This window comes from Pseudomonas sp. R32 (genome assembly GCF_009866705.1).
Classification (GTDB): domain Bacteria; phylum Pseudomonadota; class Gammaproteobacteria; order Pseudomonadales; family Pseudomonadaceae; genus Aquipseudomonas; species Aquipseudomonas donghuensis.
Genome location: NZ_CP019396.1, coordinates 2,991,385 through 3,012,442, shown reverse-complemented (window position 1 = coordinate 3,012,442; position 21,058 = coordinate 2,991,385). Strand labels below are relative to the sequence as shown.

Below are 21,058 nucleotides of genomic sequence, written 5' to 3'. Positions count from 1 at the left end.
GCCCACGCCACTTCGGTGCAGAACGACGCTTGTGCGCGCAAAGGCTCACAGGTGGTGCAGCAAACCGTGCAGGTGATCGAGGAAATCTCCCAGGACCTCAATGCCGCCGCCCGCAGCATCGATGCGGTGAGCAAGCAGTCGGAGCTGATCGGGCAGATCGTCCAGACCATCCGCAGTATCGCCGACCAGACCAATCTATTGGCACTCAACGCCGCCATCGAAGCGGCACGGGCCGGCGAGCACGGGCGCGGGTTTGCCGTGGTGGCCGATGAGGTGCGTAACCTAGCGGCACGTACCAGCAAGGCCACCCTGGAGATTGTCGAGGTGGTGCGCCAGAACCATGACTTGTCGTTGACCGCCGTGGCCAGCATGCAGTCAAGCCTCAGCCGTACCGGCCTTGGCGTGGAACTGGCTAACGAAGCCGGTGAGGTGATTCTGGAAATCCAGCAGGGGTCCCAGCATGTGGTCGATGCGATCAGCCAGATCAACTCGACCTTGCAGTTGCACTGAGCCGCTGGTTGAGCTGCCCCTCGAGGGTCTGCAGGCTGTGTTCCAGGGCCTTGGCCAGCACCTCTAGATCGGCGCTGCTGGCCTCGCCAACACAGGCTTGCTCGAGCGCTTCGCAGCGCCTTACCACGCCACGGGCCTTGAGCATCTTGGCGCCGCCCTTGATCCGGTGGGCCAGGGCGCGCAAGGCATCGCGCACAGGTTCCGGGCCCAGGGCACGCAGGGCCTTGAGGTCGTCGCTGTTGCTGTGCGCCAGTTCCCGCAGCAGGCGTTCGACCAGTTGCGGATCGCCCAGCGTCAGGTGTTTGAGGTTGTCGACATCGAAGCCGCTGGCATGCTCCGGCTCCTGCGCCTGCGCGGTAACTGCTGGCGCCGATGTCGGGCTGGTCACTGCGATCAGATGACGGCGCAACTCATTGAGACCGATCGGCTTGAACAGGCAATCGTTCATGCCGCTGGCCAGGCATCGCTCGCGCTCCTCAACCTGGGCATTAGCGGTCAAGCCGAGGATCAGGCAGGCGCGGCGTTGCTGCAGGTGTTCCTCGCTGCGCAGCCGGCGTGCCAACTGATGGCCATCCATGCCGGGCATGTGGCAATCGGTGATCACCGCATCGAACTGCCCTTGCAGCCACAGCCCCAGCGCGGCCTGGCCATCGCTGGCCTGGCTGACCTGATGGCCGAGAACACTGAGCTGGCGCTGCAGCAGCATCAGGTTGGCGGGGTAGTCGTCTACCACCAATATGTTCAAGGCACTGTCGGCCAGCGGTTGCTCGATTTCTGCCAGGGGCGCTTGCGCCAGGGTCGCAATCGGCAATTGCAACTCGATGTCGACCCGCGTGCCGACGCCCGGGGTGCTGGTCAGGCTCAGTCGGCCACCCATCAGCTCGCACAGGGTACGGCTGATCACCAGGCCCAGGCCGCTGCCCTGGCGTGCCTGTTGTTCGCCCACCCGGGTGAAGTTGTGGAACAGGCGCGCCTGGTCTTGAGCACTGATGCCGATGCCGCTGTCTTCAATGCTGAGCAAGACCCGTCGCACCTGCCCGGGCTGTTCCGCGCCCCAGCGCAGCGTGACCTTGACCTGGCCCTGCTCGGTAAACTTCAGGGCATTGCCCAGCAGGTTCGACAGCACCTGCTTGAAACGCAGCGGGTCAACCAGCACACCCTCGGTGACCGTGTGCAAGTCCGTCTGCAACATCAGGCCCTTGAGCCGGGCATTGCCTTCGAACACCCGTACGGTAGCGGCAACCAGCGCTGTCAGGTCGGTGGCGGTGGCGTTCAGTTCCATGTGTCCGGATTCGATCCGGGCGATGTCGAGAATGTCTCCGATCAGCGCCAGCAGGCCGTTGGCCGAGTCGAAGGCGACCTGCAGCGAGGCGCGATCGGCACGGCCCTGCTCGGCATCCTTGAGCGCAAGCTCGAGCAGGCCGATCACCGCGTTCATCGGCGTGCGGATTTCATGGCTCATGGTCGCCAGGAACGTACTTTTGGCCCGGCTGGCGTCGTCGGCCTGGTCCTTGGCCAGGCGCAGTTCGTCGAGCAGGCGCTTGCTGAACCCCAGTTCGTGCTGCAGCGCTTGCTGGGCCTCGCTGCGTTGGCGGATCAGGTTGCGCAGGTAGCGGTTCCAGAACACCACCACGGCGATCATCAGGCTGGCGACGATGAGAATCCGCAGGATCAGTGAGCGGTAGTTGTACCAGGGGCTGTCGCTGATCAGTGCGTTGGTGCGCCAGCGGTTGGTCAGTTGCGCCAGTTCGTCGGGCGGGATGCTGAGCAAGGCCTTGTCGATGATCGAGCGCAGCACCCTGGCGTCCTTGGGCGTTGCAAACGAGGCGGTAATCGGCCGGTCGCCATACTGGGAGGCGATACGCAACCGATCCTTGAACAGACGGCTGATGAAGTAGGCCGCGTTGATGCGCGAGCTCAGTACCAGGTCGACCTGTTTATCCTCCAGGGCTTCCATCAATGCCAGCGGGCTATCGACCTCGATCAGCGTCAGCGTCGGGTAACGCTGCAGCAATTGCGCCTTCAAGGGGGTGTCGCGAATGACCGCCACGCGCTTGCCATCCAGCTGTTCGGGGTTTTGCCCGAACTCGCTGTCGGTACGGCACACCAGCACCCAAGGGTCGGTCAGGTATGGCCGACTGAAGTTGACCAGCCTGGCGCGCTCGGGGCTATAGACCAGCGTACCGGCCAGGTCGGCTTTGCCCTGTTGCAGCAACGCGATCATGGTCGCACCGGCATCGGTCTCGATGAACTCGAACTTCAGCCCCGTGCGCAGGCTGATCTGCTCCAGGACGTCGGCGGTTATGCCGCGAACCTGCTGCTGGTCATCGTAGAAACTCAACGGCGCAAAGTATTTGTTCACCAGCACACGGGTAACCGGGTGCTGTTCGATCCAGCGCCGCTCCTCGTGGCTCAGGGTCAAGGCGCCGCGATCAAGCAACATACTGGTGCTGCCGCTGCTCCAGCGGCGCAGGATGTTCAAACGCTCGGTTTCACTGGTGACCGCCAGTGAACGGTTGAGCAGGTGCAACAGCCTGTCGTTGCCGCGGGCCAGGGCAAAGGCGAAGGTTTCCCGCTCGTGCTTGACGAAGTGGGAAATCTGCACGCTGTCCTGAAAGCTCTTGCCGATCAGGTAATCACTGCTGATCGCATCACCGAGAAAGGCGTCGGCCTGGCCCAGCGAGACGGCCGACAAGCCGGCCATGGTCGAGGTGTACAACTGCAGGCGGGCCTTGGGGAACAGATGCCGGACTTCTTCGTCCGGCAGGTAGTGATCGACCATCGCCAGGCGCAGCCCATCCAGCTCGTCATCGACGGCGCGGGTCTTGCCCTGGGGTGTGACGATCACCGGCAGATCATCGGCATAGGGCTGGCTCAGCACTAGCTGGGCATCGGCGGCTTCAAAGCCATTGGAACTGCCGAGCAGGTCGATGTCCCCGGCATGCAGGGCGGCGATCGCCTCTTTGCGGCTGGCGTAGCGGCGCACGTCGAAGGGGATGCCCAGCAGTTCGCTGATCAGCCCGGCATAGTCGGCGGTCAGGCCTTCGTATTCGCTCTGGCTGACATTGATATCGAAAGGCGGGTAGTCCGGGCTCGAGGTTCCCAGGCGCAGCACGGCTTTTTCCTTCAGCCAGCGCCGATCATCCGGCGACAGCGCTACGCCTTCGCCACCCACCACTGAGCGGGCCAGCAGCGTGCGCGGTTCACCGGGCTCATCGGCCAGGCTGCTGTTGAGCAACAACGCCGGCAGGCAGACCAGCAGCAAGAGCAGAAGAGCGGGGCGCAGGGTCATGGCCGGCTCAGATCACAAGATTGCGATTTGCCAGACCCATAAGGTCGACGAAAGATCCTACCTGAAGCTTCTCCATGATCCGGCTCTTGTAGGTGCTGATGGTCTTGGGGCTCAGCAGCATGCGAATGCCGATGTCGTTGTTGGAAAGGCCGGCGGCGAGCATGCGCAGCACTTCCATCTCGCGGTGGGAAAGGCTGGCCAGCCGCTCTTCTTCGCTGCCCAGCGGGCCGCGGCTGGCGGACATGTCAGGGAAGGTCGAGTAGCCCTTGAGCATGGCTTTCAAGGCAAACACCAGTGCGTCCAGGTCTTCGTCCTTGTGCACGAAGGCCGAGCTGCCGGCATCCAGGCAGCGACGGGCGAACAAGGCCGCGGGCTGACCGGTCAGGACCATGATTTTCGGCGGTTTTTCCAGCAGGTGCAGGCGTTTGATCACGCCCAGGCCATCCAGGCCGGGCAGGCCGATATCGAGGATGACCACATTGGGGCGCAGTTCGCGGGCCATCTGCACGGCGGCCACGCCGTCCCCGGTTTCACCCACCACTTCGTAGCGTTCGCGTTCCAGCAGAATACGCACCGCAAGACGAATTGTGGGGTGATCATCGACGATCAGTACCGTGGGCATTGGCGCAACTCCTTGACGAAGAGGGTAAGCCGTTTCCTGAATCATTCAGGAAGACGAAACGGGCCGGAGCCGGCGAGTCGCCAACGATACGTCGAATCAGGATGCAAGAGTATGGGAAGTATAGAGGCGTTGAAAATTGTGGTAGGAATTGTCGAATATTCCTACATATTGACTAGAGAGACCGCTACACGGACTGTCGCTAACCGATGTTGCCGGGATTGCGATCGCTTCGCGCTCGATCGCTGGCAAGTCAGTTCCCACAGGTCGGGTGCATGCAAGTCCACTGTGGGAGCCGGCTTGCCGGCGATGGGGCAGCAAGGCTGCCCTGCGGTCAACGCCGGGTTCAGAACGACGTGGTAAACGAGGCGAAGTACGCCCGGCCCGCCTCGTTGTAGGTCAAGGCCCCGGCTTCATCGGAGTTGCCTTCGCGGTACAGGCGCTTGTCGAACAGGTTGTTCACGCCCACGCGCATGCTCAGGTTCTTGGTGAATTCATAGCCCCCGCTGATGCCGACAATCCCGTAGGGATCGACGTCCTTCTGGACCTTCTTGTCCAGGGCTTCATTGGCCCGAGCGTTGTAGGTAGGTGCTTCTTGTTTGCCGTAGTAGGTGCCGTTGAGCTGGAACGACAGCTTGTCGGTGACGTTCCAGTCCAGGGTCGAGTTGACCGTGTACTCGGGAATGATGCTCAGCGGCTCGCCGGTTTTCTTGTCTTCGGACTCGATCATGTAGGTGAAGTTGGTGTTCCAGTCCAGCGCTGGGGTCAGCTCGACGAACAGGTTGCCCTCGACACCTTGCACCACGGCCTTGCCGGTGTTTTCCCAGCGCAGGATGCGGCGCCCGTTGGGCAGGCGGAACAAGGTCTGGTTGCCGGCTTCGATCTTGTTCTTGTAGTCGTTACGGAAGTAGGTTGCGCTGGTGCGCCAGGTGCCCTTGTCGTAGGCCAGGCCCAGTTCCTTGTTGACGCTGGTTTCCGGGTCGAGGTTGGCGTTGCCCAGCAGGTAGCAGCCGCCATTGTTGACTTCGCTGGAGTTGCAACCTGCGCCACGGCTGTACAGCAGGTAATTGGGGTTGGCCTGGTACAGGTTCGGGGTTTTGTAAGCGCGGGCGATACCGCCCTTGATGCTCAGGGCCTCGGTGATCTGGTGCGAGGCGTTCAGGCTCGGGCTCCAGTTGTTGCCGTAGTCCTCGTGGTGATCAAGACGCAGGCCAGGGGTGACAATGGTGTTTTCGCCGACTTCGATGTTGTCCTCGGCGTACAGGGCAAAACTGCGCGCGGTGGATTTGGTCTGGGTACGGTCGAAGTTCGGCAGTTCAGCGCCCGGGTCATAGCTTTGCGGGCGCAGCGAGCCCGGGTCGTTGAGCGATTCATAGAGGTATTCGCCGCCCAGGGTCAGCACCTGCTCCAGGCCGATGCTCAGTGGCAGGTTGACCTCGCCGGTGGCGCGGGTATTGCGCAGGCGCGACTCGAAGCGTCCGGCACCGCCCGATGGCGCACCTTCGCCCCAGCCGGCCAGGCCTTCATTGAGGCGGTCGTTACGGGTCAGGTCATAGGACAGCGACGCGGTGGAGGTACCCCAGTCATAGTCGCCGCGATGGGTCACGGCAAAGCTTGAGCGTTGCATGACGTTGGTTTCCTTGCCCACCTGGCTTTCGACGAACTCGCCGCCGGCGTTGAGCATGGTGTCGCCGGCAAAGATGTTGCCCTGGCGGCTGTAGCTGGACTCAAAATCAAGGGTGTTGGCCGGGTCGATCTTCCAGCTCAGCAGGCCGTTGATGTCCTTGTTGCGCACGCCTTCGCGGCCGGCCATCAAGGATGAATCGAAGGCCTGGTGCGCCGAGTTGATCTTCATGTCATCGGCGTCGGTCTTGTTCAGGTTGCCATAGACGCGGAAGATCAGGCTGTCGGTAAGCGGCCCGCTCAAGCTGAAGTTGACCCGCTTGCCCGTGCCTTCGGCATCGTCCTCGGGGAGCATGGTGTACAGGGTCATGGAGCCGCGCAGGTCCTGGGTCGGGCGCTTGGTGATGATGTTGACCACACCGCCCATGGCGCCGGAGCCGTAGCGCGCGGCGGCCGGGCCGCGCAGGATCTCGATGCGTTCGACTTCTTCGGCCGGTACCCAGTTGGTTTCGCCCCGGGTGTCGCGGTCGCCGCTCCAGCCATAGCGCACGGCGTTGCGTGAGGTGGAGGGCTTGCCGTCGATGAGGATCAGGGTGTTTTCCGGGCCCATGCCGCGCAGGTCGATCTGACGGTTGTTGCCGCGGGCGCCGCTGCTGCTGTTGCCGGTGAGGTTGACCCCGGGTTCGCGGCGGATGATGTCGGAGAGGTCATTGACTGGTGGGCGTTTCTTGATGTCTTCAGCGGTGATGATCGACACCCCGGGAGCTTGCTTCAGCTCCTCTTCGGCGGTGCCCAGTACCCGGGTGTTCTCCAGCTCGATCGCTTGCCGGCTGCCGTCCACTGGCAAGTCGGTCGGCTGCACCTGGACTTCGTCCGGCTGCAGTTCCAGCGGGGCTGCGGCGATTGCCGTGGAACCCAGGGTCGCCAGCAAGGCAATGCTCAAGCGGCTGAGGTTGAAGCGCGACACCATGTCAGATTTCTCCTGGAGCAAAGGGTGAGCGACCGGGACGGAAGGGCCCGGTCGCTCGGGAAGTCGAGAATGATAAGAATTACCATTCGCGTGTAAACCCTTAAGGAGAAAAATAAAATATTAACGAAGCAGGACGCACAGGCTCTGCTATACGGGGTTCAGCCCATCGCCGGCAAGGCCGACTCCCACGGGGTTGTGGGTGCACCAATCTATTGTGGGAGCCGGCGTTGCCGGCGAAGCGATGGTCCAGACACATCAAGTTTAATTGACCTGCCACCTGAGTGTTTCGATCGAGCTAGCCTGAAAGCTCGATTTTCAGGAGACCCAACATGGACAGTCCAGCCTCCCATCGCCTGAGACGTGGGCGAGTATCGACACTTGGCGGCTTATACCTGCTGACCAGCATCACCGAAAACCGCCAACCGGTTTTTACCGATTTTCACCTGGCTCGGCTGATGGTTGAGCAACTGCAATATGCACAGCGTCAAGCGTTGGCTAAATCCTTGGCCTGGGTGATCATGCCCGATCACCTGCACTGGTTGATCGAGCTGCGCCAGGGCACCCTTGCGTCACTGGTACGCCGGGTCAAATCTCGCAGTACCTGCCTGATCAACAAGGCCAGCCGGCGCAAGGGTCGTTTATGGCAGCACGGTTTTCATGATCGGGCGTTACGCCGGGAAGAGGATGTTCAGGCGGTGGCTCGCTACATCGTTGCAAACCCGTTGCGGGCTGGTTTGGTGTCCAGCATTGGTGATTATCCGCATTGGGATGCAATCTGGCTTTAGAGGCCTGGGGCTGCTGCCGCAGCCCATCGCCGGCAAGGCCGGCTCCCACAGGGTTATGGGTGCATGCATCGGTCTAGGGATGCAATCTGGCTTTGGAGGCCTGGGGCCGCTGGGGAAGCCCATCGCCGGCAAGGCCGGCTCCCACAGGGCGATGGCCGCGCAGCGGCCTGGTCGTTAGCCGTTACTCGCGTCCGCGCATGAAGAAGCCGGCGACATACTTGCGAAAGGTGTCCAGGCTCTTGAAGTCGGCATAACGCTTGAACGTCTCGCCCTCCGGCTCCGGCCCCAGCGGCTGCTCGGTCAGCGACACCGACAGCACCCGGTCCTGGTCGGAGCTGAGCACCAGCGCGTCCATGCCCTGACCACCGAGCACCGGCCGGCGCATGATCACCTTGACGCCCTTGCTGGCCATCCAGTCGATCAGCGAGATGAGCATCTTCAACGGCTCACGCTCTTCATCGCGATACACCGGGAACAGTTGCCCGCGCGACAACACCGGCACGCTGGCAACATGAATCAGCTCATAGAAATGACTGCCGGCACTGGCCGGCGAGTAGATCGCCAGGGCCAGCAACGGCCCCGGGGTCTTGCTGCCGCCCCAGAGCAGGTGATGGCCCTGGAAGTCGAAGCCGTCTTCACTGCGGTCGTTGAATACCTTGCGCGCCTTGATCTGGCTGACGCAGTCGAGCAGCAAGCCATGCCGGCGATGGTTGCCAAAGGCCGTAGACTCACGCAAACGCGCCTTGAGCATCATCATGTGCTTCATGTCCAGGCGGGTTTCCAGGTAGTTGCTGGCCGGCACCCGCTCGATCAACGGGTAACGGCTGGCGACCCCGCGCAATTCGGCGAACTGCCCGGTGAGGTCTTTTTTCAAGTGGGTGGCATAGACGTTCAAGCCACTGGCTTCGATCAAGGTCAGCAGCAGCGACAGCAGCCGATGCTGCTCGCGTTTGTCGCCACTGCCTGCAGACTCGCCAGCAGCGCCGCCGGCCGCTTTGAAATCACCGATCAGGCGCAAGGGGGTGTCCGGTGCGAGCCAGGCAGCCGGTGGCGAGTCGTTGTCGCTGTCGCGGCTGCCACTTTCCCGCTCATCCTTGATGAACGCGCAGTCTGGCGCGTGCTCGGCCGTGCCCGGGTTGTTCTTGAGGAACAGCGTGCCGGTGTTGCCATTGAGGTTGACGTTGAGCACCGGCATTGCTTTGGGCTGGCAGTCGCAGGCCAGCCAGTGGCCGGCGGCGCGCACCTTCATCAGCAACTGGTTGGCCTGCAACAGGCGCGGGCCTTCCAGGCCGCCCTGGACAAAACCACGCAACAGCGCGTCTTCAGCAGGGGTGAGGGTGCGCACCAGCGCGGCGTTTTTTTCGATGATTCGCATGGACAATCCTGGCCAGCCTTCCTGTGCCTGCCACCTTAATGCAAAGCCCGGCTGGCGAACATGCCCGCCAGCCGAGCCAGGTGCTGCTTACTGGCCGCCAAACAGCTTGGCGGCGCGGGCGCGGATCTCTTCCACGCTGAGGTCTTCCTTGTGGGTGGAGACGAACCACAGGTTGTCGAACGGGTCTTTCAGGGTGCCGCTACGGTCGCCGTAGAACTGGTCTTTGACTTCGGTGACCTGGGTGGCGCCGGCAGCGAGGGCCTGGGCAAACACTTTGTCGGCGTCCTCGACATACAGGTGCAGACCAATGGCGGTGCCATTGAGCGACTGGCTGCTGGTCAGCCCACCGGACTGGTCGCAGGGGTCGGCAAGCATCAGCGAGGAATCGCCGATTTTCAGCTCGGCATGGCCGACGCGCCCGTCTGGGCCGTCGAGGCGGAACATCTCGACGGCGCCGAAGGCCTTCTTGTAGAACTCGATGGCCTTGGCGGCATCCTTGATGCCCAGGTAAGGGGTAATGCTGTGCTGTCCTTCGGGGATTGGTTTGACTGCCATTTTATTGATCCTCCTTTAAGGCGCCGCAGGGAATGGCGCGAAACTGTATATTTATACAGTTTCGGCAATTGGGCAAATCAAAAGTCGCGGCGCTGGACGAGTGGCAGTCAGAAAATGTAATCGGTGGTCAGGAAACTCGACTCGCGGTTACGGATGATGTCGCTGATCAGTTGCTTGTTGCTCTCCTGGAATTTGGTCGCCACCAGGGTACGGATCGAAAACACCCGCAGGGCGTCATGCACCGACAGGGTACCCTCGGCCGAATTCTTGCGCCCGTTGAACGGGTAGGTGTCCGGGCCGCGCTGGCACTGGGCATTGAGGTTGATCCGGCCGACCTGGTTGGCGAAGGTATCGACCAGCATGCCGACTTCAGCCGAGTTGCTGCCGAAGATGCTCAACTGCTGGCCGAAGTCGGAATCGAGCACATAGTCGATCACCGTCTGCAGGTCGCGATAGGGCACCACCGGCACCACCGGGCCGAATTGTTCCTCCTGGTACACGCGCATCTGCGCATTCACCGGGTACAGCAGGGCCGGGTAGAAGAACGAGCCACGGCTGGCGCCACCGCCTTCGTTGATGACCTTGGCACCCTTGTCGACGGCATCGGCCACCAGGCCATTGAGGTAATCGATCTTGCCGGCCTCGGGCAGCGGCGTCAGGGCCACGCCCGGCTCCCAAGGCATGCCCGGCTTGAGCGCGGCCAGCTTGTGCTGGAATTTGTCGAGGAAATCATCGACCACGTCTTCATGGACGAAGAGGATCTTCAGCGCCGTGCAGCGCTGGCCGTTGAACGACAGCGCGCCGGTGACCGCCTCGTTCACCGCATTGTCCAGGTCGACCTCGGGCAACACGATCCCCGGGTTCTTGGCATCCAGGCCCAGGGCTGCGCGCAGGCGGTGCGGGCGTGGGTGAAGTTTTTTCAGGTCGCTGGCGGCCTTGTTGGTGCCGATGAAGGCGAACACATCGATCTTGCCGCTGGCCATCAGCGCGCTGACGGTCTCGCGGCCGCGGCCATAAATGACGTTGATGACCCCGGCCGGGAAGCTGTCGCGAAACGCTTCAAGCAGCGGGCGGATCAGCAGCACGCCGAACTTGGCCGGCTTGAACACCACGGTGTTGCCCATGATCAGCGCCGGGATCAGGGTGGTGAAGGTTTCGTTCAGCGGGTAGTTGTAGGGGCCCATGCACAAGGCCACGCCCAGCGGCGCGCGGCGGATCTGGCCAAGGGTGTCCTGCTCCAGTTCGAAGCGGCTGGAGCGGCGGTCCAGCTCCTTGAGGGCGCCGATGGTGTCGACGATGTAGTCGCAGGTGCGATCGAACTCTTTCTCCGAGTCCTTGAGGTTCTTGCCGATTTCCCACATCAGCAGCTTGACCACGGCTTCGCGTTGTTCACGCATCTTGGTCAAAAAGGTCTCGACATGCTGGATGCGTTCGGCCACCCGCATCGTCGGCCAGGCGCCACGGCCTTTGTCGTAGGCATGCACGGCGGCGTCCAGGGCGGTGAGGGCGGTATCGGCGTCCAGCAGCGGGGTATTGCCGAGGATCACCTGGCGCTCCTCAACGCCTTCCTTGAGCCACACCGGGCTGCGGACCGTGGCCAGCGGCCCGTGCCATTGCTGCAACTGGCCGTTCACCAGGTACTCACGTTGCACCAGGGGTTCACCCAGGCGGTACGCCTCGGGGATCTCGTTGGCGGTGGGGAACAGCGTATCGAGCAGACGGTCCATGGGCGCAGCACCTCTTTTTCTGTAATGGGTGAAACGTTTCAGTCCGAGCATAACGCCAGGGCGCTAAAAAAAGCCAGCCTCGCTCAACATTGCGCCCAAGGCGCCGATACAGCGTTAATCCGATGTGAATTACGGACCTATGAGCACAAGAATCCTCGCCCTTGATGACAATCTGGTCCTGCCGACGAACCTGCGTACCACCCTCAATCGCCTGCTGCCAGTGGGCTTTGCCCTGATCGGCATCGGCCTGTCGGTGGTGCTCGGGCGTCTGGATGTACAGCGCCAGGAAGCTGAAGTGATCGCCAATGCCAGCGCGCGCCTGTCGGGCGTGCGGGCCAGTATCGAGGCGCAGCTGCGCTCGGCGTTCGGTGAGACCGAGGGTATTGCCCAGCTACTCAGTGCCGATGGCGAAATCAGCCCCGAGCACTTTCACGACATGGCCCGCCAGGCGATCGCCTCGGTGCCGCACATCCGCCATATTGCCCTGGCCCCGGGTGATGTGATCGCCGACGTCTACCCGCTGCACGGTAACCAGAGCGTACTGGGCATGGATTACCGCCAGATGCCGGAGCAGTACCCGCTGCTGCAGCGCGCCCGTGACAACTACAGCCCGGTGCTGGCTGGTCCGGTGCAGCTGCGCCAGGGCGGGCGTGGGTTGATCTACCGGCGTCCGGTATTCCTCAAGGGGCACAAGGGCGTGAAACTATACTGGGGCAACGTGTCGATCGTCGCCGATATCGACCGCTTGCTCAGTACCGCCGGGCTGGACCTTGACCCGGGCTTCGAGCTGGCCCTGCGCGGCGCCGACGGCCAGGGTTCGGCCGGCGGGATGATCTGGGGCGACCCGAAGCTGTTCACCCAGCACCCGGTGACGGTCAATGTCGATGTGCCGGGCGGGCTCTGGCAACTGGCGGCCAGCCCCCTGGGCGGCTGGCCGTCCATGAGCCTGTTCGTCTCGCCGTTGTTCCTCTTTGCCCTGACCTGTACCGGCCTGTTCAGCGTGTTCGTCGCCCAGCTCAATCGCAGCAACCGCCTGATCAACCTGCGCAACCTCGAACTCAAGCAGTCCCAGGCCCAGCTCGAACGCCTGGCCCATTATGACGCGATCACCGGCTTGCCCAATCGCCTGCACTTTCATCAGCAACTGCTCGAGGAGATCAACCGGGGCCAGCGCCTGGCCGTACTGGTGCTGGATATCGACGGTTTCAAGCAGGTCAACGACAGCCTTGGCCACGCCATGGGCGACCTGTTGCTGCAACAGGCCACTGCACGTTTCATGCAGATCATCGAAGTGCAGGACAGTGTGTGCCGCCTGGGCGGAGATGAGTTCGCCTTTGTGCTCAAGGGGCCGGAGGCTGATTGCATCGAGCGCATCCAGAGGTTGCTGCAGGCCCTGCAACTGCCCTTCGACCTCAAGGGCAACGCCGCCCTGGTCACCGGCAGCATTGGCCTGGCCTGGTGCCCGGAGCATGGCCAGAGCGTCGATCGCCTGCTGCGCCATGCCGACACCGCCATGTACGCGGCCAAGGAGAGTGGGCGCAACGCTTACCGCCTGTACCAGCCGGAAATGACCCAGCGCCTGCAGGCGCGCCTGGACCTGGAGCACAACCTGCGCCGGGCCCTCAAGCACAATGAGTTCGAGCTCTGGTACCAACCCAAGATCGACCTGTTCAGCGGCCGCGTCGAAGGCGCCGAAGCGCTGCTGCGCTGGCGTGATCCAGAGCACGGGCTGGTATCGCCAGCGCAGTTCATCCCCCTGGCCGAACGCACGGGGCTGATCATCCCCTTGGGTGAGAAGGTACTGGATCTGGCCTGCGCACAGATCGCTGCCTGGCGCGCCGCCGACCGCCTGCCCGGGCCGGTGGCGATCAACGTCGCAGCCTTGCAGATCGAGCGCAGCGACTACGTCGCCAGCCTCAAGCGCTCGCTCAAACGCTACGACCTGCCGCCGACCTTGCTGGAGGTGGAAATCACCGAAAGCCTGCTGATGGAAAGCCAGCAGCATGCCTGTGCGGTCCTTGCACAGCTGCAGGAATTGGGCGTGACCACGGCGGTGGACGACTTCGGCACCGGTTACTCGTCACTGGCGTACCTGAAGATGCTGCCGATCGACCACCTGAAGATCGATCGGGCGTTTATCAAGGATCTACCTGAAGACGACGATGGCGTGGCCATTACCCGGGCGATCATTGACCTGGGCCACGCCTTGGGCTTCAAGATCACCGCCGAGGGCATCGAGACCGCCGAGCAATATGCGTTTTTGCGCAATGCCGGGTGTGATCAGGGCCAGGGCTTTTGGATGGGGCGGCCGATGCCGGTGGCCGAGTTTGATAGCTGGCTGGCCGCGCGTACGGCCCGCCAGCATGGCAGTCACTCTTCGTTGGGCGAGTCGCGATAAACAAGCTGTGTCAGTTCGCTGAGCAACTGGTGCTCTTCGGCCTCATGGCGGCGACGTATGAGTTGCTCGTTTAGTAGACGCTCGCCGGGGTTGGCGATTTCTTGCTGGACGGCCTGCAAGCGTTGATTCAGTTCGTCGCCCAACTCATCAAAGCGCTCGGCAAAGTGCAATCGCAAGTAGGTAGTCCAGTCCCGGTTAAGGTACTGGTGCTGTTCATTACGGCGCAACACCGCCTCGACCCCGGCGTCGCTGTCGGGGGTGAGCGCCAGCAACTGTTGGTGCAACTGCTCGACCCAGTCGGCGGGCAGTTGTTGCAAGGTGACCTGAATCGAGTCGGTTGCCAGTGCTTCGGCCGGCAGCGGCGTTTGCGCGATGATCATCGTCGGGTCTTCGGCCAGTTGCCGCAAGGTCCAGTAGTAAAGCGCCTCGAGACGCTGGGCGCGCGGCGCGAACTGTGCGTCCTCCAGCGGTGTTTGTCGCTCGACATGCTCCTGGATGGCCTGGCGCCAGGTACGCCGCTGCATGACCTGCAGCAGGTTGCGGCCGAGTTGCCGGTGGTCGTTGCCGCTGAGGGCGAGGACGCCATCGACCATGTCTTCCAAAAGCAGAATGCGTGCGCCACCGGCATACTGGGTGAGCCACTCATCGACAGGCGGCTGTGTTTCGACCACCTGCAGAATCCGCCACAGGCGCCTGCGCGTGGTGGCCGGCGCCAGCAGGTAGCTGAAGCTGTCATAGAGCTCGCGCAGGCGCCGGACGAAATCCAGGCGTTGCGGTACCTGCAGGCGCTCCCACAGTAGTACTTGATCGTCCGATGCCTGAAAAAGCAGATCGCTGTAGGCATCCTGAGACACCAGCAGATCGACCCGGTTATCGGTGAAGTAGCGTTGGATTTGCAACGCTGTCTCTTCCGTGAAAGGGTTAAGTTCCAGCTGTAACGCATGGCCGACCGCCCGGGGTGGGTCGAAGTGCTCTGGCAGGTGCGTCAATAGGTTATTCGACAGGTCGATCAGGGTTGGGGCCTGCAGGTTTTCCAGGCCGCCCGGCAGCTCCGTCAGGCCACAGCCGCTCAGCGTGAGGTGACGCAAATAGAGATGTCCGCCGAAGTTAGGGGCGGAGGCTATTGGGTTGTTATCCAGGTACAGGTGCTGCAGGTTCGGATAGGTTGCCAGCCTGGCCTGGTCGCGTGCTGTCCAGGCCACCTGGTTGTCCCCCAGCTCGAGCGATACCAGTTGTTCACCCAGGCCTTGGGGAACTTCGCTCAATTGGCTACCGCGCACTGACAGGTTGCGCAGGTGTGGAAAGTGCTGGGTGAACCCCCCGGGCAGCTGGCCCAGCGGGTTAAAGTCGAGCGACAGCAGTTGAACGTGAGCGAAGATACCGGGCTCGAGTTGCGCCAAGCCGTCAAGGTCTGCGCCAACCAGGTTCAGCTCGTCCAGGTACAGGGCAAACACCGGTTGCCCCTGGGCCGTGGGTGATGAATGCATGCGCTGCCAGGCTTCGATCAGATTGGGTATCGCTTCCTGGCGCTGCGGGTTGTCGATGGCCCACCTCTGTAGATTGTTGCGCAGGCGTTGCAACTGCATTTCAAGCCGTTGCAACGCTGCGGTGGGTTCGACGTTGGCGGCGCGCCAGCCTTCCATTGCTGCCCGCATCTGCGCTTGGCTGCTTCGCGGATACAGTGCCCAATAGCGTGCCATCAGCGAGGTGCTCGGTGACGTTGGCCCGTAACTCATCGGCGCGCCGCCGCGCAAACCGATAGAGTCCGACCAGCCTGGCTCGTACGACCACAACCATTGAGAAAGCTGGTCGCGGTTGGCCTGGGTCAGGCCCAGGATTCGCCTGCCAAGCTGGTCGCCGTCGCCGGCCTGTAGTGCCAGGGCCTGACGATCGGCGTCGGGCAGGGCATCAAGGATCGCCTGGTAGCGATTGCTACTTGATTCTGCTAGCGGCATGCCGGTCCGATAGGCGCGCCAACCGTGGGCATGCCGGTACTCGGCGGCTTTCACCAGCACCCGGTGCTCGCTGGCCTGCCTGGGGCCGACCTGTGCAATCAGCGGGCCGTCCGGATTGCCCCGGCGCAGTTCCAGGCGCAGTGAGTCCGGCCAGCCTGGCAAGCGCTTGAGGCAGGCAAATACCAGGCGCTCGCAGTCGTCGTTGGCCAGGCGGGGCTGGTACAGGCCCTCAAGGGCCCGCGGCAAGGCCAGTTGCACGGTGCTGACCCCGGCCGGTGGGCCGGCGTAGTGCTTGGCGAAGACGTCATCGAACGTGATGTCGCCAAGGCGATCGACCTCCGCATGACTAGTGTTTGCCGCCTGCAAGCGCTCAAGGCAGTCGAGGAGCAGCTCAGGGGGTTGCTCGTGTTGCACATGCACACGGCGCAGGGTGTCTTCGCTGGTGCCGCTGATCCATGCCGCCTCGCTCAGTTGCTGGTCGCTGTAGGCCTCGACCGGGTGCCCCAGGCGCCGCAGCAAGGTGGCCCGCGACCATTGCAGCGGCCGTTCGTACACATGCCGCCAGGCGCCCTGATTGTTGTGTAGCAGCGGCGGCTGGTAGGCCCCGGGGTCTTGGGGGTGGACGATCCGCCATTGCCGCGAAGCGGGATCCAGCTGCTGCTCGAACAGTTCGCCATCCAGGCGGATGTAGTATTTGCCGTCGGCTACATATTGGCCCATGGCGTTGGCCCGTAGCCCCTCAGGCAGGCGAATGTCGCTGCGGTAGCTGGCCAATGATGGCTGCCACAGGCGCGGGCTGCCGTCGGCCCGTTGCACCCTGAGCAAGGATTCCAGCCACTGGCCATTGACCAGCTTGCCGGCCACGCCACCCGCCACCGCCAGGCCACCGGCGACTGCCACATTGAGGGCGATGGACTGCAGGTGCGCCAGGGCCGTGTCGATGTCGCCATCCTCCCAGGCCTCGACGCCCTCAAAGGCGCTGTACAGCAGTTGCGCGGCGAATACCCCCATCATTACCTGGCCCAGGCCCGGGACAAAGAACGCGGCCAGGTTGAGGAAGTTCAGCCCCAGGTCTTCCAGGCCTTGCAGCAATACCTCACGGGCCTTGTCGTCGACATCGGCGGTGGGTACCGCCAGCAACCGGGCTTCGTTGCGCAGGCGATTGAGCTGGGCGGTCTGCTCATGGTTGAACAGCTCACCCTTGATCAATTGGCGCTTGACGTGCAGGTTTGCAAAGGCGGGTACTGGCCAGTGCGCATCAGCCGCTGCGTTCGCGGCCAGGGTGCGCTTGAGCACGCTGGCAAAGTGCGCGCGTTGCTCAAGGGGCACAAAGCGCATGAACACGGCGCGAAACTGCGCGTTGCACAGTTTGTCCTTGAGCGCGCGTTGCAACGCTTGCAGCGAGGGGTACTGTTGCACGGCGTGGGAAGTACCCGGCAGGCAAAGCAACACCGGGCCGACAGTCCTGAGCCTGTGGCGATCCAGTACGCCCTGACGTGGGGAAAAGATCGACAACGGATTGAACAGCGCCAGCGGCGTAGAGAGTTGCGCTGACACCTGGGCAATTCGCTCAGCCTCGGACTCGGCAGGGGCAAGCACCCAGACATCATGCAAGGCGATGCCGAACAGGCTCAGCGACCAGCAGTGCACTGGCTGTGTGCCGAGCTTCAGGGACTTGCTGCCGGCGAGCAGGTGGTCGAGGGTGCTCTTGCCGGCGTCACTGAGGCGCTTTTGCCCATGGGCCAAGAGCAGGTCCAGGCGCAGTTGGTCCTTGCTCACCTGCTCGAACGCGTTGCGTACCTGCCTGGCCTGCTCGCCATACACCAATAGCGCGTCGAGGTGATCCTGGTAGCGCCGGCCCAGGTCGAGCCGTCGGCACTCGGCAGCGAAGGCCAACCCACTGATCGCCAGGGCCTGGCCGCGCGCGTCGCGGATGGCGCTGGGTGGGTCCAGGTAAATGCCACTGAAGTTGTGCAGCGCGTATTGCAACAGGCTGGCGGTGGGCCCGGTGATATCGCGGCCGGTCAGCAGGCCACCGATGTTCGTGGTTACCGGTGTCAGCGTGCTGCGGATGACATCCACCTCCAGGCCGAAGGCGTCTTTCAGGCGTGCGCTGAGCAGGGGCTCGGCGAAGGCCATGACGCCTTGCAAAGGCTTGAGCAGGTGATGCAAGGCGTCGCGCGAACGGCGCAATTGCGCCTGGCTGGCGAGCACGGCCAGGTGCTGAGCAACGGGGGCGCCGGGGATCGCCTCGGTACTCGCCGCGTGCAGGCTCTGGCGCAGGTGCTGCCAGTTTTCCTGGTTGGCGTGGTGGGCCCAGCCGGGTAGGCACTGGCGGAGGAAGGCGTGGTGCGGGTTGATGTCAGGCATGCGGGTGCTCCTTTGGCGAGTAAGCCATCAGCAAGCCCCCGCACGCCTGGCATCGGGTGGTAGTTATTACTCTTCGTGGGGTTCGAACTCGATATTACGCGTCAGCTGTCGCATCAGCGCATCGAGTCGCTGCAGCTGCTGGTGCTCCAGGTCCTGGGTATACACCTGCAATTGCACGGGGTCGTCAATCATGCCCGCAGCCATTTCCAGTGTGCGTGCGTACTGGGTTTCCAGCTCGATGAAGGCCGGGGCAAAGTGCTGGCGCAGCAAGGCGGCCCACTCGCCATGGACAAAAATCCGCGTGTCGGTGTAGCGCTGCAAGACGGCGTTCAAGCCTGCTTCGGTGCCCGGGTTGAGCTGTTCAACGTGCTCGCGCAGCGGCTCCAGCCAGCCGCCTGGTTGTTGCTGCAAGTAGGGCTCGATCAGCTCGATGGACACCGGCTCGCCATTCAGCGGCGTGGCTGACATGACCAGCGTCGGGTCGTTGCCCAGCTGTTGCAGCATCCAGGAGAAAAACGCTTGCCGAATCGGCTCGCGGTTCGCCGTAGCGGCGGCATCGCCAAGAATCAACGCCGTACTGGCCTGGTCGGCGGCGTTGCGCACCGCCTGCAAGCGCACCCGCTCGACCACCACCTGTAACAATCGTTCGGCACGCAGCGTAAAGGTAGGCGCCGCCATGGCAAAAGCGCTTTGCGCCTGCGGCTCAAGGGCCAACAGGTTGCGGGCAATCTCCGGCACCATCAGCGCCTGATTGGCGGGCGCCTGCTCGAGCCACGCCAGTACCCGCCACCAACGGCGCAGAGTGGCATGGGGCGCGGTTAAATAATCCAGCCGTCCGTACAGCTCGCGCAGGTGGCGAACGAAGGGCCGTGGTGCGTTCAGTTGCAGGCGCCGCCACAGTGCCAATTGCTCGGGTGTCGCCGTGAACAACAGGTCCTGGTAATTGAAGTCGGAGACCATCAGGTCGACGCCGCTGGTTTCGAAGTAGTGCTCGATGCGGGTCAGGGAGACCTCATCGAAAGGGTTGTTCTCCAGGCGCAGCGCCCGTGCCACAGGCTCCGGCACCATGAAACCGACCGGCAGGCGTTGCAGTCGATTGGCGCTCAGGTCGATCAATTGCGCCTGGTGCAAACCGGGCAGGCCGGGTGGCAGCGCGCGCAGTTGCGCGTGCGACAAATCAACCCTGCGCAGTTGCCTCAGGGCGGTCAGGTCCGGTGGGGTTGCCAGCGGGTTGGCCGACAGCTGCAATTCCTCAAGGTTGGGGTATTGCTGCAACGCCAACTGGTCGGCAGGCGACCAGGTCAGTGCGCTGTCCGACAGGTCCATCACCCGCAGCTGCGCACCCAGGCCAGCGGGTACCCGGGACAGTTGGGTGCTGCTCAACGACAGGCGCTGCAGGTTGGGAAAATGGCGGCTGAAGGCCCGTGGCAGTTCATCCAGCGGGTTATCGTCCAGCGACAGCTCGCGCACGTGGGCAAATGACGCCTCGATGGCCGGGAAACTGCTCAGGTCTGCGCGGGTCAAGCCGCTCTCGTCCATGTTCAGCTGGAACACCCGACTGCCGTCGGGCAAGTACCGAAAGCGCTCCTGCTGCCAGACGCTGATCAGCTCCCGGCGCAGGGTTTCGCGGGCTTCGTTGCCCATGGACCATTGCACCAGGTCGTGCCGCAGGCGGGTGAATTGCGCCTCCAGGCGCACCAGCTGTTCGGCGGCATTGAGGTTGACCGCCGCCCAACTGTTCAGCGCCGCTTGTGCCTGGGCGTCGCTCAGCGCCGGGTACAGCCGCCGATAGCGCGCCACCAGCGAGGCCAGGGCCTGATGGCCCTGCGGATAGCCGCGACCACTGCCGCCGCGCAGGCCGCCCCCTTCAGCCCAGGTCAAGCGCGGGTACGACCACAGCCATTGGCTGAGCTGGTCGCGGTGTTGCAAGGCCAGGCTGCGCACCTGGGTTTTTAGCGCGTTGCTGTCGGCTAACGACATCGCCTCACGGGTATCGGGGGGCATTGCATTGAAGGTGGCCTCGAACAGATCATCGACCCTTGGCCCCGGTTGCGCGCCATCGTACGCCTGATAACCGCGCGTGGTCTTTACCACCACCTGGCGCTGGGCTGCCGAGCGCCAGCTGGCGGCCATCGATGCGCACATAGGTTTTATCCGCGACAAAGTACTGGCCCAGCGCTGGTCAGCGCAGCGTCCTAGGACCTATCCTACGCATTCTGTCGACCTCACAAGCTTGCCCGAGTCAAGCCAGCACACTAGGCTCCGTCGGTCACTGACACATTCAGTGACCGGGTTTGGCGACCCGGCATTCACTCGTGAGGCTTCCAATGCTGGCTGGCGCCGTCGACAGACGTGGCCGTCTGTTTTATGGCAGCTGTGCGTGGGAGGGCTTCGGCCCTGCCGGGTTTCCGAGTGTTCCGGTTCGCCAACCCGCGTACAGCTGCCACCCATTTGTTTGGCGACGAATGCGTGGTGGCTCCATTAACACTCGGAGTTGACCATGAAAAAGCCTGTTCCTGATCCACCATCGCTGCACCTCGTTGAAACCATCGAGACGCCCGTCAAAAGCTGCCCTGAACACCCCCCTCTGTTTTGCGTACGCGCTGGCGTGAGTGCCGAAGATGCACTGGTGCACGCGTTGCTGTATTTGCGCTGTGCCAGTTCGACCATTGCTGAAGCCCTGCAGTACAGCAGTGACGCGGGGAAGGGCTTTGTGTGGTCGACGCAGCACTCGGTGGAGATGGCGGTGGCGTTGATTGATGCGGTTTTGGATGGGGTGGAGGTGGGGAAGCAATCTATTTGAGGGTGTACGGCAGAGGCTGCTTTGCCTGGCTGGTTGCATGATAAAACTATCTTTTTTGCCAGTAGCAGAGCTGCGG

Annotated in this window: 12 protein-coding genes; 4 read left to right on the top strand and 8 right to left on the bottom strand. The window is 63.0% G+C overall.

Going from position 1 to position 21,058, the window contains the following annotated elements:
* Positions 1 to 15 precede the first annotated feature (15 nt).
* Positions 16 to 510 carry a methyl-accepting chemotaxis protein gene (locus PspR32_RS26685; RefSeq protein ID WP_371128680.1) on the top strand — a complete coding sequence of 165 codons (495 nt, stop codon included), beginning with the start codon at positions 16 to 18 and terminating at the stop codon, positions 508 to 510.
* Here PspR32_RS26685 and PspR32_RS14110 read toward each other — a convergent pair.
* From PspR32_RS14110 to PspR32_RS14100, 3 genes are all read right to left on the bottom strand, one after another.
* The gene (locus PspR32_RS14110; RefSeq protein ID WP_159388732.1) at positions 485 to 3,802 is read right to left on the bottom strand and encodes a transporter substrate-binding domain-containing protein; all 3,318 of its coding nucleotides are present in this window, start codon (positions 3,800 to 3,802) and stop codon (positions 485 to 487) included. The two genes, PspR32_RS26685 and PspR32_RS14110, sit on opposite strands and share 26 nt — an antisense overlap.
* Positions 3,803 to 3,809: 7 nt before the next feature.
* Positions 3,810 to 4,424 carry a response regulator transcription factor gene (locus PspR32_RS14105; protein ID WP_036997080.1) on the bottom strand — a complete coding sequence of 205 codons (615 nt, stop codon included), beginning with the start codon at positions 4,422 to 4,424 and terminating at the stop codon, positions 3,810 to 3,812.
* Between the two features lie 343 nt (positions 4,425 to 4,767).
* Entirely contained in the window at positions 4,768 to 7,014 is a 2,247-nt protein-coding gene (locus PspR32_RS14100; RefSeq protein ID WP_010225287.1) for a FepA family TonB-dependent siderophore receptor, read from the bottom strand.
* Positions 7,015 to 7,343: 329 nt separating this feature from the next.
* Between PspR32_RS14100 and PspR32_RS14095 the strand changes: the two genes are divergently transcribed.
* A complete protein-coding gene (locus tag PspR32_RS14095) occupies positions 7,344 to 7,799 on the top strand; it encodes an REP-associated tyrosine transposase (protein WP_010227025.1) in 456 nt (151 codons plus the stop codon).
* 181 nt (positions 7,800 to 7,980) lie between these two features.
* Here the strand turns inward: PspR32_RS14095 and PspR32_RS14090 are convergent, their stop codons facing one another.
* The 3 genes from PspR32_RS14090 to PspR32_RS14080 all read right to left on the bottom strand — a co-directional run bounded on the left by PspR32_RS14090 (position 7,981) and on the right by PspR32_RS14080 (position 11,456).
* Complete coding sequence (locus PspR32_RS14090) at positions 7,981 to 9,174, bottom strand: hypothetical protein (protein WP_010227024.1); 1,194 nt, start codon at positions 9,172 to 9,174, stop codon at positions 7,981 to 7,983.
* A gap of 87 nt (positions 9,175 to 9,261) precedes the next feature.
* On the bottom strand, positions 9,262 to 9,729 hold the full coding sequence (locus PspR32_RS14085; RefSeq protein WP_159388731.1) for a VOC family protein: 468 nt from the start codon (positions 9,727 to 9,729) through the stop codon (positions 9,262 to 9,264).
* Between the two features lie 107 nt (positions 9,730 to 9,836).
* Positions 9,837 to 11,456 (bottom strand): NADP-dependent glyceraldehyde-3-phosphate dehydrogenase, encoded by a 1,620-nt coding sequence (locus PspR32_RS14080; RefSeq protein ID WP_159388730.1) that lies wholly within the window; start codon positions 11,454 to 11,456, stop codon positions 9,837 to 9,839.
* Positions 11,457 to 11,595: 139 nt separating this feature from the next.
* Between PspR32_RS14080 and PspR32_RS14075 the strand changes: the two genes are divergently transcribed.
* Complete coding sequence (locus PspR32_RS14075; protein ID WP_010227021.1) at positions 11,596 to 13,854, top strand: putative bifunctional diguanylate cyclase/phosphodiesterase; 2,259 nt, start codon at positions 11,596 to 11,598, stop codon at positions 13,852 to 13,854.
* Here PspR32_RS14075 and PspR32_RS14070 read toward each other — a convergent pair.
* Together PspR32_RS14070 and PspR32_RS14065 are read right to left on the bottom strand one after the other, a co-directional pair.
* Positions 13,827 to 18,179 carry a dermonecrotic toxin domain-containing protein gene (locus PspR32_RS14070; protein ID WP_159388729.1) on the bottom strand — a complete coding sequence of 1,451 codons (4,353 nt, stop codon included), beginning with the start codon at positions 18,177 to 18,179 and terminating at the stop codon, positions 13,827 to 13,829. The two genes, PspR32_RS14075 and PspR32_RS14070, sit on opposite strands and share 28 nt — an antisense overlap.
* 66 nt (positions 18,180 to 18,245) lie before the next feature.
* Positions 18,246 to 20,324, bottom strand: coding sequence for a leucine-rich repeat domain-containing protein (locus tag PspR32_RS14065; protein WP_159388728.1), 2,079 nt, complete (start codon positions 20,322 to 20,324; stop codon positions 18,246 to 18,248).
* A gap of 355 nt (positions 20,325 to 20,679) precedes the next feature.
* On the opposite strand from PspR32_RS14065, the gene PspR32_RS14060 reads away from it, so the two are divergent.
* Positions 20,680 to 20,982: a DUF3077 domain-containing protein gene (locus tag PspR32_RS14060; protein ID WP_159388727.1), complete on the top strand. Its 303-nt coding sequence runs from the start codon at positions 20,680 to 20,682 to the stop codon at positions 20,980 to 20,982.
* Positions 20,983 to 21,058: the final 76 nt, after the last annotated feature.